Source organism: Paenibacillus turpanensis (genome assembly GCF_011421635.1).
Lineage (GTDB): Bacteria > Bacillota > Bacilli > Paenibacillales > YIM-B00363 > Paenibacillus_AK > Paenibacillus_AK turpanensis.
Genome location: NZ_WTLI01000009.1, coordinates 63,875 through 77,037 on the forward strand (window position 1 = coordinate 63,875; position 13,163 = coordinate 77,037).

A 13,163-nucleotide genomic window follows, 5' to 3' on the forward strand; every position below is an offset into this window, starting at 1 on the left:
CGACCGGTTACTGCCCAAGCCAGTGGAGTGAAATGGATTTTTCCTCTTTAGAACAGGGTATGATAAGCTTTACACATACAAAAATATCCAACGAAAAAGGAGGTGATGCCCAATGACAACGAACAAAAAACCCAATCGATTAGCGAATGAAAAATCACCGTACCTGCTGCAGCATGCCTTCAACCCGGTAGATTGGTTTCCTTGGTCAGAGGAGGCTTTTGAAAAAGCGAATCAGGAAAACAAGCCTATCTTTTTATCTATTGGTTATTCCACTTGCCATTGGTGTCACGTCATGGAACGCGAGTCCTTCGAGGACGAGGAAGCTGCGGAGGTGCTTAACCGCGATTATATCTCGATCAAGGTCGATCGGGAGGAGCGTCCCGATGTCGACCATCTCTATATGGGCGTATGCCAAGCGCTGACAGGACAGGGCGGGTGGCCGCTAACGATCTTGATGACGCCGGATAAAGAGGCGTTTTTTGCCGGCACTTATTTTCCGAAGCGCAGGCGCCACGGCCGAATCGGCCTCATTGAGCTGCTGGAGCAGGTGGCGGCGAAATGGAAGGACGATCGCGGCGAGGTCGTCGATTCCGCCCGCAAGATCATGGAAAGCACGGCGAGGCGGACGCTCTCGACCAAGGCGGGAGAGGTTTCGCTGGAGCTGCTGGACCAAGCGTACAGCGAGTATGGCCAAACGTTTGACGAAACGTATGGCGGTTTTGGCGAGGCGCCGAAGTTTCCGACGCCGCATCATCTCATGTTCCTGCTTCGTTATTACCATCGAACGGGAAAGGAGCATGCGCTGCTCATGGTCGAAAAGACACTAGACGGCATGCACCGGGGCGGCTTATATGACCATGTCGGATTCGGCTTTACCCGGTATTCGACCGACGAGCAGTGGCTCGTACCGCATTTTGAAAAAATGCTCTACGATAATGCTTTATTGGCCATGGCTTATACCGAGGCGTACCAGGTTACGGGCAAGCCGAAGTATTCAGGAATCGCCGAGCAAATTTTCACTTATGTGCTGCGGGATATGACCGATCAGGAGGGCGGGTTTTACAGCGCGGAGGATGCCGATTCGGAAGGCGAGGAAGGAAAGTTCTACGTCTGGTCAGAGGACGAAGTGCTGAAGGTGCTGGGACCGGAGCTTGGTGAGCTGTTTTGCGAGGTGTATGACATTACGGCGGAGGGCAATTTTGAAGGACACCACAGCATTCCGAATCTGCTTCAAGCGTCGCTTTCCCGGCTTGCCGCTACCCGAAGTGTGACCGAGGAAGCGCTGACGGCTCAGCTGGAGCAGGCCCGCGAACAGCTGTTTCAGCATCGGGAGCAGCGGGTTCATCCAGGCAAAGACGATAAAGTACTGACGTCCTGGAATGCGCTGATGATTGCGGCGTTGGCCAAGGGGGCAAGAGCATTCGATAAGCCGGAATACGCCTACGCCGCAGAGCGAGCTGCACACTTTGTGCTGACGCGGCTGCGCCGGGAGGATGGAAGGCTTCTTGCCCGCTGGCGGGACGGGGAAGCGGCGTTTCCGGGGTATATCGATGACTACGCATTTATGGTATGGGCGCTGATCGAGCTGTATGAAACGACGTTTGACATCAGCTGGATGAAGATAGCACTAGAGCTGAACGAGGATATGATCCGGTTGTTTTGGGATGAAAAAGACGGAGGATTTTATTTCTACGGGAGCGACGGCGAGCAGCTGCCCAGCCGAATGAAGGAAATATACGATGGTGCGATTCCTTCGGGCAATTCGGTGGCCGCGTATAACATAATCCGTCTTGCAAAGTATACGGATCGCGCACCGCTAAAAGAGCTTGCCGACCGTCAGCTTGCCGCGTTTGGCGGAACCGTACAAACGTATCCGCCGGGACATTCGATGTTCATGATCGCAATGGATTTCGCCCTGAGTCCCGGCAGTGAGATTGTCATAGCGGGTCAAGAAGGAGACGAAGAGCGTGCCAAAATGAAGCGGGTGGTCCGTGAGCGTTTTCTGCCGAATGCAATTGTCGTGCAGACGCGAGAAGAGCCGCAGCCGGAATGGGGGGATTTGTTTCCGTTTACCGCAGGAAAGCACGCATTGGAAGGGAATGCAACCGCATATGTATGCTCGGGATATGCCTGCCAAGCACCGGTTGGTACGTCCGGAGACCTGATAAAACAGCTGTAGCATAGACGTGGAAAAAAGCTGACTTTACCCCTAGTACACGAGGGAGAAGGTCAGCTTTTTTCAAGAGAGGGAGCACAGCATCCACTTTACACCTTTTCAGATGTTTGCTCCTTGGCTTGGAACGCAGCTCTTTCGGATTTCATTTGGATATCCGTCTCATTGCTTTCTTTGGCCGAGGTTGCAGGCGTGTCGGCAGTTGCAGAGGTAATCCGTCCAGTACGGTCGTGCTGATTTTGATTGGTCATGGTTACGTTCCATCCTTTGCTATTTCAAAAATATTACGGATCCGCATCGGGATTCCCACGTGTATCTTTTCCAAGTCATTGAGGAATTATGTTGCAGAGGAACTTCGTTCCATAGGAAAAAGCACGTGTCGGGTTTCCCCTTCACGAGCTTTCGATGGATTCATGCTGGTGATAAACCGGCATTATTTTTTCGCTGTGAATACTTTTACTTCCGCCCGCTTGCTTTGGTAGTACCACCAATTGATTGCGATCGCGGCTGCATAGAAAAGGATAAAGATGTAAAAAGCTGTTGTATACGTTCCGGTGGACTTGATGGACCAGCCGAAAAGCTTAGGAATAAAGAACGAACCATAAGCTGCGAACGCTGCGGTAAATCCAAGGACAGGTGCGGCTTCCTTTTGCGAGAAAATATAAGGGATCATTTGGAAGGTTGAGCCCGAACCGGTACCTGCTGCAAGGAACAGGACGAGGAAGGCAGCCAAAAATCCGCCAAAATGATTGATTTGAATGAAATAGGTAACTGCTAAGGATCCTAATCCCATCACAGTTAATACAAAGGCTGTTACTTTTTCTCCGCCAATTTTGTCGGAAATGTAGCCCCCTACCGGACGTGCGGCTGCTGCGATAAAAGCGCCAAGGAAAGCAAGAGAAACATGCTGCGGAAACTGTGCTTTTAAGAGCAGCGGGAACGCAGCCGAAAAGCCGATGAAGGAACCGAAGGTTGCAACATATAAGAAGGTCATAACCCAAGTATGCTTGCGCTTTACAATAACGAATTGCTCTTTCATCGATTGTTTGCCGCCAGGCAAATTATCCATACCGAACATCGCTACAACCGTCATAATGAGGATCGGAATGACCCAGATGAAAGCTGCGTTTTGCAGCCATATTTCTTGTCCATTCTTTAACAGCTGGCCCTCGCCGCCGATAAAGGCAAACGTGCCAGTTGTAATAATAAGCGGAGTTACAAATTGAACGACGGAAACCCCCATGTTTCCTAAACCGCCGTTAATGCCAAGCGCCGTTCCTTTTTCCTTCTTCGGATAAAATAACGAGATGTTGGCGAGCGAAGATGAGAAATTTCCTCCGCCAAGTCCGCACAATGCCGCTAAGATCAGCATCACGGAATACGGTGTATCCGGATTTTGGACAGCGATGCCGATTCCGATTGCCGGAATCATCAATACTGCGGTAGAAATTACGGTCCAATTCCGTCCACCAACGATGCCGACGGCAAAGGTATATACAAACCGCAGTGTGGCTCCAACCAATCCGGGAATAGCGGCTAGGGTGAAGAGCTGATCTTGGGAAAAGTTAAATCCGATATCGTTTAAGCGAACAGCCGCGACAGACCAGATCTGCCATACAATAAACGCTAGCATAAGGGAAGGGACGGAGATCCACAGGTTGCGGGTTGCGTGGCGTTTTCCCTCTGACATCCAAAAATCGTTGTTTTCAGGTTCCCATCTTGATATTCGTGGCATCGTAAAAACCTCCTAGTATAGTTCAAAGCTCTTGCTGGCTTCCAGTCCGATGGTCTGTAAAGCATCAGGTGGTCATGAAAGGATTATAGCGTCGATGGGAACGACCTAGCTGTAGCTTATATCACAGCGTTTTTTTCGAAGAGGTGAATATAAAAAAAGCCCGGCAGGGGATCTGCCAGGCTTTCGAGGTATGGAACGACAGGCTAGAGCATTACTTTACTCCAGCTCTAAGGAGAATTGGTGAAGCCACTCGTCGATGCCGTTTGAAGGAACGGTAAGCTTACGGTATACCGGAGTTGCCTTTGGATACCCGCCGACTTCGTTCTGGCTGTTGAGCAGCTTGCCGGTGCCGTTCAGCGTCTCCGAAACGATTCGCTTGTCAACGCTATCCCTGTCCTTCGGACGAGCCCCTGCATGCTGCGTTACATACGTCAGCACTTCGGAGGAGCGGCGGACAGTCAAACCGGCGGACGGCCAGGAAGGTTTAGAGCTGAGCGTTTTGACGCCGCCGAATGTCAAGGGAACCGCTTGACCGGAGCGGTTCAGCGCGGTGTTATCATCCATATAGGCCTCGCCGCTGTTTGAATTCGTTCCAACCAATCCTAGGCCGGAGACCGTATTCGCTCCGTGCTTCATATAATTGCCGACAACGCTGACCTTCGGTCCTTGAGGCGTGATCGAGGAGGAAGTCCATTCCCCGGGAACGTAGCCGAGGCGAATCGCCCATTTACCGGGATTATGAATGACGTTATTGACGACAACTCCGCTGGCAAAGCCTTTGAACCAAGGATTTCGTTCATAATTATGGGCAAAAAGATTCCCGACAATGGCTGCATCGGTTACGTAATCGTGGATGAGAGTACCCATGGAATGCGGACCCTTCTTATGTACCGAGTCATGCAGACCCTCGGCAATAATGTTGTTGCTGAACGTCAGCTTCCGGGAGGTGCCGGACGTGCCGTTAAAGCGCGGTCCGCTGGCCGACAACGTCTCGTCAACGCCCCATGCGAACGAGCAGTGATCGATGACAATGTTATAGGCGTTTGCGCCGTAAGTCGAAACGTCGGGCTCGTAGCCGCTGCCTTTTGCCGCCCCGGCGTCACCCATTCGAAAGCGGATATGCTTCATCAGCACATCGTGAGTGGAGATCCGCATGCCGCCGCGAATGAGAGTAATGCCTGGAGAGGGTGCTGTCTGACCGGCGATTGTGACAAACGGCTCGGAGATTTCCAAGGTTTGGCGATTTAGATCGATCACCCCGCCCACTTCAAAGACGATAATGCGCGGTCCCTTGGCAGCCAGAGCCGCTTTGAGCGATCCGGGGCCATCCGCGTTCAGGTTGGTAACCTTAATGACGGTTCCGCCGCGGCCGGCAGGGGAGTCTACTCCGAAGCCTTCGGCTCCGGGAAATACTCGAACCGGGTCCGCAGCGGAGCTTGAGCCGGCCGGTGCGGCGAACATCGCTGTGAGCAGAAGGGCAGAGCAAAGGATGGAAGGGAGCAGCTTGCGGGAAAACGGTCGATAAAATTTCTTCAACATCGTAACGCCTCCTTTGAAAATAAGAATAGTGTGATGAGCTAAAAGCGGTTGCGGCATTTCCTCCTTTCTTGATGGATACGCGGCACAAGAAATGTACTCTTTTTCCGTATACCATATATAGTAAAATCACACAACAATTATTTATAAAACGCTTACAAATTGGATCGGCTAAGAAACTGCAGGACGGCCGGCACATGTACATGGGTAACAAAAAAAGCAGCCTTCGGGCTGCTTTTTTGTGGCGAGGAAAGAAACCTTTGGATAGGATGATGCGGGTTACAGTCTTTGCGAATAGTACTCAAAGCTAGAAACCGGGCGGAATCCGCAGGATTCGTAAAGGCGGAGTGCTTGATCATTGACGGCGTTTACTTCCAGCCATAGGTTGGTGTAGCCTTCCGCGATGAGGGTGGACACGGTCTGCTTTAATATGGCTCTCCCAAGCCCCCGGCCGCGATGGGCCGAATCAACGACAAAGCCGAAAATTCCGGCTCCGTGGGTATCCTTCATGAGTCGAATCGTTCCAATCGGCTCTCCTTTGTAGTGGGCCATATAGGTATGGTCCGTGGTGCTCTCCAGTGTGGATTCGAGATATGGGCGGGAGAGCAGCTCGCTCATGCCGAATCCATCCTGCATCAGATCGATAAGCCGGGCAAGATCGGACTTTGAAGCGGGGATAAGGGCGATGCTTTCCTCCGATGACGGCGAATCGCCGGTACCAATCGCAGCAGCGGTGCTGTCATACCGCATCAAATGCTCCGTATGCGTATATTGCAGCTTACGGGATTTGGCATAGCCGATTGCCCCGATGGAAGCGGAGGGACAGATGTACAGCAGCTCTTCGGCACCACGGGAAAGCGCCTCAGCTTTTACCCGCTCGGCAAGGAGGCGGAATACGCCGTTCTGTCTGCAATCCGGGTGCACCATGCCGCTAACCTCAATCGTTTCACTGCCGGGAAATGCATAAAGCCCGACAAATCCGACTAAGCTTTCTCCGTCAAAGGCGAGAAAATCGTCACCAACGCCGGAATCCCGGCTTTCGAGCATATCCCAATTCAGCTTCAAAGGAAAAAGATCCGCCTTCAAGCATTGCTGCTCGAGCTGGCGGATCATCGTCAGGTCTTGTTCCGTTAAACCGAAGCGCTGTTCGATTTGAATTGGCAAGATTTATCAATCCATTCTATATCTATTAATGTTCCGTTCGTTTATTTTTCGCGGATCATCGTGTTCCAAAGCTCTGCGGAATCGTAGCCGAGACGCCAAGCGGCAACGCCGGCGAGATCGTATTTCTTGGCCAGTGCAATTCTTGCTTTGACGGTCGATTCATCCTCAAGCCAGAAAACGTACGTAAAGCCATCCTCTTTGTATTCCACCTTGTACTGCTGGAAGCGCTCGTCCCATGTGGAAACGGCTTTTTTCTCCTCGATCAGCTTCGGCAGATTTTTCATCAGAAGGGCTGAGTTGCTGACCAGATTGCCGGAGCTGTCCAGCTTCCATTGACGTACGTAGAACGGAATTCCAATGATGAGCTTGTCCCGTGGAATACCGTAAGCCAAAAATTCCTTAATGCCCTGCTCCACCCACTGTAAACCGGCTACCGAGCCCGGAGTCGGGCTGCCGCTGTAATGATGGTCGTAGGTCATGGTGATCACGTAATCGACGATTCCGGCGATGGCCTCGTGGTCGAACGCGGTCTTTTCATTCCAAGCTGCGCTTCCGCGCGGTAAATCAACGGAAATGATCAGACCTGCATCATGCGCGGTTTTAGTTAGATTACGTAGAAATTCCGTATACTTCGCGCGGTCGCTGCCGGCCATCGATTCGAAATCGACGTTAATACCATCAACCTTTAATTCCGCGCAGCGCTTTACAAGCGCGTCGATGAACTTTCTTTGCGCATCTGCGCTGGATAAAAACTGCGTCGTCAGCTTCGCATCGAATTGATTCGTAACCAGCGGATGGACCCCGATCCCTAGCTTCTTCAGCTCCGCCACGGTTGCCGCATTGCTCTTATCCGTCAGGTTGCCGGAAGCGTCGGTTAAGCTGAACCACGAAGGGGAGTCGACGTCAAGGCCCTGCGTTTGTGCGACATGGGAGCGAATCGTGTCTGCGCCGGAAACACCGTTCCAAGCCCAGAACTGCAGCTTGCGCAGGTTATCCCAAATCTCAATTCCCTCGTACGTGCGAATCGCGGAATTCGCGTACTTCATGGAATAAGCCAACGATTCCGGGATGGACTGGAATTCGCCGATCAGCGTATTATTTTGAAATACTTGATAGTAAGGATAGTTGTTCCAAATTTCCGTGCTGTTTTCGAGCACCTTCGCATGGGACCATTTTTGCGCGTAAGCAATAGCCTGCTCCAGCGTCATAAAAGAGTCGAGTACCGTATTAAACTGCTTGACTTCATATGGTCTAACGTTGGAATGGACCGTTTTGCCCGTGCGCTTATTGACTACCGTGGAGCCGCCCCACTTGGCCGCCTCTTTGATCGCATCTTCAATGAATGCAAAACGCCACTGCTCGTTCGTATAGCTGCCTTGGTACACTTGATACGTCAGCTCGCCGGAACGAAGCTTCTGCTTGTCGGCCTCGGGATAGTTGTCCCAAACCCATGTTTTACTGCTGTTGTCGATAATATGGGCATGTCCCCATTTTTTCGCTTCGGCTTTGGCCTGTTCAAGAGTGGCGAACGTCCATGTATCGAGAGTAGTATCACCTTGATACAGCGTGTAGCCCGGCTTGGCGTAATTGTTCCATACCCAGCCTTGTCCCCTCAAATCGCGTACGGAGGAATTGCCCCACTTTGCAGCTTCCCGGATCGCTTCCTGCAGCGTAGCAAATTCTCCCCATGGAAGCGGCTTGCCGTTCTGATACACCTTATAGCGGGCAAAATTATCCCAGCGCCATTTGCGGCTGCCAATTTCTTCAACGTGGCTGTTCGAAAAGCCCTTCGCATAGTTTACCGCCTGATTATAGTCGGCAAACTCTCGTAAAATATTGTCGTTTTGATATACCCGGAATTTTGTCGTAAGATCTGCCGCTCCTATGGTTCCGACGCTTTGCGCGAACACGGAAATCCCGATTAACGCAGCGCCAAACACCCGCCAACCTCGTTTTGCTGCCAATTCCCACACTCCCTATCTATCAAACTCGTACATAGTATTGGACGACAAATGATAGAAAAGGTTGCGCAGGAAAGTGGTGGAAAATGAACTCGAGTGCAGGTTGGTCTATTCCGCAGGTTTGGGGGAGAGGGGGATTGCATGTTCTACCCACATTGTGAGTTGGATTGGTTGCTTGGAGGTTTTAAGAGCTGCCGCGGGAAGCCTCGTAAAAATAGAAAAAGACGGGGCCTTTGAGCCCCGCCTTCGGATTAGCATTAGCTGCGGATGTACGCAACCATTTCTTCTTCAATATCCAATTGAATTTGGCTGCGGAAAACGCGTTGGTCGTACTTTTTCAAAAGATAACGCTCAATCGCTTCCAGCATGTTCGCTTCGACGTAATATTGGCTGCGGCCTTCGGCAAACACCTCGCAGGAGTACCCATGATCTTCGTCCCAAGCGAGCTGGGCTTCGACCTGCTCCGGTCGGATTTGCTTCCGTTCCGCTACGTGGAAGCAGATTGCATTAATAATTTCATCTTCGTTCAGCTTCATTCGTTAAAACGCCCCTCATTTTGCTTCCGGCGGTTTTTGAAGTATGTGAAGATGGAGCGAATCACCATGAATAGAACCACGATTGCTAGAATGTTAACCAGGAATCCTAGAAGACTGCCCAGTACGCCAAGATTGCCAAGCAGGCCGCCGAAGAGAAGTCCGGCTACGCCGCCAAGCAGTAACGCTCGTCCGAAACCGCCGCCGAAAAATCCGCCTTTGTTTGCGGCCGGAGCGGTACGCGCCGGTGTCGTTGGCGATACGCCAGGATTTTGGTTTGGCGTCTGATCCGCACGGTTAACGTTGTTGTTCGGCTGTTCGGTTACCGACTTGCGGGGCGATTTATAGCCGCTGCGCGATTTGGCATCGACAAGATCAGGAACAGAAATAGCAGCAGTGGTGTAAATAAGGGTCATGGCCATAAGGACGAGCAAAAGCTTTTTCACAGGAAGATACAGCTCCTTTTTAGTAATTACTATCCGCAGTGATTTCAAGTTTTATCCTCCGCAGTGTACAATAACTAAGTATAGAAAGGACGGCGGTGGAATGCAACTTATTAAGGAATACGTAGATTACTTGGTTTCGTTTCATGCGGAGCGGGATTATTTTGAGTGTCATGAGATTATGGAGGAATTTTGGAAGGAGCACCCCGAGCATCCGAACCGGATCGGATGGCTGATGCTCATCCAGGTGGCCGTAGGTGCGTATCACGCGCGCAGGGGGAACTTGCCGGGGGCGCGGAAAATGTGGGGCGCGGCGCTGGAGAAGGTATCCGGCGGCGGCGTAGATTTTGAGGCGATGGCCCTTGACGGGGCGCGCCTGGAGGCGGATTTGCGGGAGCGGCTGGCGGAGCTCGCCGCTGCGGGTGAAGAAGCGGAGCGGGACTACCGCTACCGCGAGATGGATTTGCCGCTGGCCGATGCGCAGCTGGCAGAGGTGTGCCGGCGCGAGGCGGAGCAGCGCGGCTTGATTTGGGGCGCGCCGAGCGATATGAGCCGCCGCGAGCTGATCGATCGCCACACGCTGCGCGACCGCAGCGATGTGATCGAGGCGCGCCGCGAGGAGCTGGAGCGGCGGCAGTCCGAGCGGGGCTAGCCGCCGGGTCTCGCGGGCAGCCGCGGAGCGCATCGCCGGCCCGGGGGCAAGCGCGCGAAAGCAAACTACATTAACAAGCTCCTCGCCATAAGGAGCATGAAAACTGTCGGGATCCTCATCCTCGACAGTTTTATTTTTTTGCACATCGCTATATGGATGGAGGGAATGAGGATTGGTTGTAGAATTATGGAAATACATACTATTTCTGAGGAGTGTTTCGTGAATGCAAGCAAATCAGACAAGCTATCAAGTAACCGAAGGAAATTACGACAGGCCCACCAGCATTACTTTAATCGCCATCCTTCTTATTTTAGGGGGAGGCATCTTAGCTGTTACCCAGTTGATTTCATTCGCTTCATTAACAGACGCTTCGGCGGATATCGGAGTTCCCGCAGTACTTCTGCAAGGTTCGATTGCCTTCTTGGGGATTCTTGGAATTGCGGCCGGAATTGGAGCGTGGACCGGGAAGAAGTGGGGGTGGTGGCTTGCCATTTTTTACTTCGCATACGCTATTGCCCGTAATGTCAATGCGTTGGTTTCGATCAATGATGTTGTAAACCTGCTTGGAGCGCCTGGTCAAGGTGTGGCATCTTACTATATAAAGTACGGTTTTCGCGTATTGTGGAATGCATTGCTGTTCTTGTTCCTGCTCCGGAGTGAGACCGTGAATATTTATTTTAAGACGGAAAATACTCCGAAATGGAAAGCGGCAGCCGTGGTGTTCGGCATCGTTATTTTACTTTTCATAGTGATAACGAATTTGGTCTAGATTGGCTTTGGCTTTCTCAACAAAACGAAGGGTCCCTCGCATCAAGGGACCCTGTTTGTTTATTTTGTTGCCGGCGCCGTCGTTTTGATAGTGATTGACGGGTTGTAGATCTGGCCGTCGCTGGAAAGGGAAAAGGTGCTCCGAGCCTCGTTGTACCCTAATTTTAGTTTTGGCTCAAAGAAAATTTCGTGCCGCTGTTCATAACAAATGGTTACCGGGCTTTCACCCTCGGCCACCAAGTCGTCTTTACCTGGAGCCTCCAGCAGCCACAACGACGGTACACCGCTCACTGCACATCCGCAGCCCTCGGAATCGTAAACCAGCTTAATCGCTTTTCCTTGATATGGCTCTTCCGACAGCCGCTGCTTCGCTTCTGGCGATAAGGTAATATGGATCATGAGTAACTCCCTCGTTTCATAAAAATAGTTCAAGTTGTCTCCTATCACGGGAACAACCACGCTGCATCTGCGCCGCAATCCCATCCAGCCTCACACCAATTAGACTCGGCAGACTGTTTTTTCTATAATAACAGGTATAGTCTTCCTTGACGAATGTTTTCATGTAGAATTAATCCGTTATAACAAAGGAGTGCTTTTATGGAGGCTGTAAAAACGAGCTTGCAGAGCTTTAAGGAACTGATCCAAAAAATCAAAAGCTACGAGGAAGCCGTAAGCGTCATGTACTGGGATTTGCGCACAGGCGCGCCGAAGAAAAGCGTTCCCGTACGCTCGGAGACAATCGGTCTGCTCTCCACCGAAATGTTCAAAATGTCCGTGTCCGACGACATGGGCCGTTACCTGGAGGAGCTGATGGCGCCGGGCGTGTTTTCGAGTCTGACGCATAACGACCAGCGGATGCTGGAGGAAGCGAAGAAGGATTACGACCGCAGCAAAAAAATCCCGCCGGAGCTGTACCAGGAGTACGTGATTCTCACATCCCAAGCGGAATCGGCATGGGAAGAAGCGAAGCCGAACAATGACTTCAAAGCATTCCAGCCTTACTTGGAAAAAATCATCGAGTTCCAAAAGAAGTTTATCGACCTGTGGGGTTATGAGGGTAATAAATATAACACGCTGCTCGATATGTACGAACCGGGGATGACGGTGGAAAAGCTGGACCAAGTATTTGGCGAGCTTCGCCAAAAGCTCGTTCCGCTGGTCGCGGCGATAGCTAAGGCGAAACAGCCCGAGGGAGATTTTTTACATAAGCCGTTTCCGATTGACAAGCAGCGTGAATTCAGCGTGTTTATTCTCGAGCAAATTGGATACGACTTCCAGGCGGGGCGCCTCGATGTAACTGCGCATCCGTTCATGACTGCGCTTAACCCGGGCGACGCCCGCGTCACAACACGCTTCGATCTGGAAGATATGAAATATGCGCTGTTCTCCACGATTCACGAGGGAGGCCACGCGCTGTACGAGCAAAATATCGATCCGGAGCTGGGCCGTACGAACCTGGGCACCGGTACGTCAATGGGCATCCACGAATCACAGTCCCGCTTCTGGGAAAATATTGTCGGCCGCAGCCGCCACTTCTGGACGAAGTATTATGGCGACCTGCAGCGCATGTTCCCGGAGCAGCTGGCCGGAATCGACTTGGACCGCTTCTACCCGGCTATTAATGAAGTAAAGCCGTCGCTCATCCGTACAGAATCCGATGAGCTGACGTATAATCTGCACATCATGATCCGCTACGAGCTGGAGAAGCAGCTGATTAACTCGGAGCTGAATGTTTCCGACCTGCCGAAGGCGTGGAACGAAAAATATGAAGAGTACCTCGGCATCACGCCTCCATCCGACACGCTTGGCGTGCTGCAGGATGTGCATTGGTCGGGCGGCGCCTTCGGATATTTCCCGTCCTACTCGCTCGGCAATATGTATGCTGCGCAAATGTATCACACGATGCGCAAGGAGCTGCCGCAGTTTGATGAGCTGGTTGAGCAGGGTGACTTTGCTCCGATTCGCGACTGGCTGACAGAGCACGTGTACCGCTTCGGCAAGCTGAAGACGCCGAATGAGATTATCCGCGAGGTGACGGGCGAGGAGCTGAACCCGGAATACCTGGTTCAATATTTGGAGGAAAAGTATAAGCCGCTGTATCAGCTGTAAACCGCACCGGATCAGCTGACCGTGCTTTGCTGCTGTGCCCAGCGTTTCGTGTCTTTAACTAAAATCATAAAGCCGTTCTGTGCAATCGG

Annotated in this window: 12 protein-coding genes; 4 read left to right on the forward strand and 8 right to left on the reverse strand. The window is 51.8% G+C overall.

Translation table 11 applies throughout. The annotated features are described in order from the left end of the window. Window positions 1-112 precede the first annotated feature (112 nt). A complete protein-coding gene (locus GQS10_RS09940; RefSeq protein WP_166241572.1) occupies window positions 113-2,179 on the forward strand; it encodes a thioredoxin domain-containing protein in 2,067 nt (688 codons plus the stop codon). An 86-nt stretch (window positions 2,180-2,265) separates the two neighbouring features. On the opposite strand, the gene GQS10_RS09945 is transcribed toward GQS10_RS09940, so the two are convergent. The 7 genes from GQS10_RS09945 to GQS10_RS09975 all read right to left on the reverse strand — a co-directional run bounded on the left by GQS10_RS09945 (window position 2,266) and on the right by GQS10_RS09975 (window position 9,548). Continuing rightward, a complete protein-coding gene (locus GQS10_RS09945; protein ID WP_166241574.1) occupies window positions 2,266-2,424 on the reverse strand; it encodes a hypothetical protein in 159 nt (52 codons plus the stop codon). Between the two features lie 182 nt (window positions 2,425-2,606). Next, window positions 2,607-3,908, reverse strand: coding sequence for an MFS transporter (locus GQS10_RS09950; RefSeq protein WP_166241576.1), 1,302 nt, complete (start codon window positions 3,906-3,908; stop codon window positions 2,607-2,609). 216 nt (window positions 3,909-4,124) lie between these two features. After that, the gene (locus GQS10_RS09955; RefSeq protein ID WP_166241578.1) at window positions 4,125-5,447 is read right to left on the reverse strand and encodes a pectate lyase family protein; all 1,323 of its coding nucleotides are present in this window, start codon (window positions 5,445-5,447) and stop codon (window positions 4,125-4,127) included. Window positions 5,448-5,723: 276 nt separating this feature from the next. Then, window positions 5,724-6,608, reverse strand: a complete 885-nt coding sequence (locus GQS10_RS09960) for a GNAT family N-acetyltransferase (RefSeq protein ID WP_166241580.1) — start codon at window positions 6,606-6,608, stop codon at window positions 5,724-5,726. Window positions 6,609-6,649: 41 nt separating this feature from the next. Beyond that, window positions 6,650-8,572 carry a glycosyl hydrolase family 18 protein gene (locus GQS10_RS09965; RefSeq protein ID WP_207952217.1) on the reverse strand — a complete coding sequence of 641 codons (1,923 nt, stop codon included), beginning with the start codon at window positions 8,570-8,572 and terminating at the stop codon, window positions 6,650-6,652. 254 nt (window positions 8,573-8,826) lie between these two features. Then, window positions 8,827-9,105, reverse strand: coding sequence for a DUF2653 family protein (locus tag GQS10_RS09970; protein ID WP_166241582.1), 279 nt, complete (start codon window positions 9,103-9,105; stop codon window positions 8,827-8,829). Further along, window positions 9,102-9,548: a hypothetical protein gene (locus tag GQS10_RS09975; protein WP_166241584.1), complete on the reverse strand. Its 447-nt coding sequence runs from the start codon at window positions 9,546-9,548 to the stop codon at window positions 9,102-9,104. Before GQS10_RS09975 ends, GQS10_RS09970 begins: the two co-directional genes overlap by 4 nt. Before the next feature lie 100 nt (window positions 9,549-9,648). Here GQS10_RS09975 and GQS10_RS09980 point away from each other — a divergent pair, with 100 nt between their 5' ends. Both GQS10_RS09980 and GQS10_RS09985 read left to right on the forward strand, forming a co-directional pair. After that, a complete protein-coding gene (locus tag GQS10_RS09980) occupies window positions 9,649-10,197 on the forward strand; it encodes a DUF309 domain-containing protein (RefSeq protein ID WP_166241586.1) in 549 nt (182 codons plus the stop codon). Window positions 10,198-10,420: 223 nt separating this feature from the next. Further along, window positions 10,421-10,966 carry a hypothetical protein gene (locus tag GQS10_RS09985; RefSeq protein ID WP_166241587.1) on the forward strand — a complete coding sequence of 182 codons (546 nt, stop codon included), beginning with the start codon at window positions 10,421-10,423 and terminating at the stop codon, window positions 10,964-10,966. A 59-nt stretch (window positions 10,967-11,025) separates the two neighbouring features. Here the strand turns inward: GQS10_RS09985 and GQS10_RS09990 are convergent, their stop codons facing one another. Next, window positions 11,026-11,364 (reverse strand): iron-sulfur cluster biosynthesis family protein, encoded by a 339-nt coding sequence (locus tag GQS10_RS09990; RefSeq protein ID WP_166241589.1) that lies wholly within the window; start codon window positions 11,362-11,364, stop codon window positions 11,026-11,028. Between the two features lie 198 nt (window positions 11,365-11,562). On the opposite strand from GQS10_RS09990, the gene GQS10_RS09995 reads away from it, so the two are divergent. Beyond that, the gene (locus GQS10_RS09995; RefSeq protein ID WP_166241591.1) at window positions 11,563-13,074 is read left to right on the forward strand and encodes a carboxypeptidase M32; all 1,512 of its coding nucleotides are present in this window, start codon (window positions 11,563-11,565) and stop codon (window positions 13,072-13,074) included. Window positions 13,075-13,163: the final 89 nt, after the last annotated feature.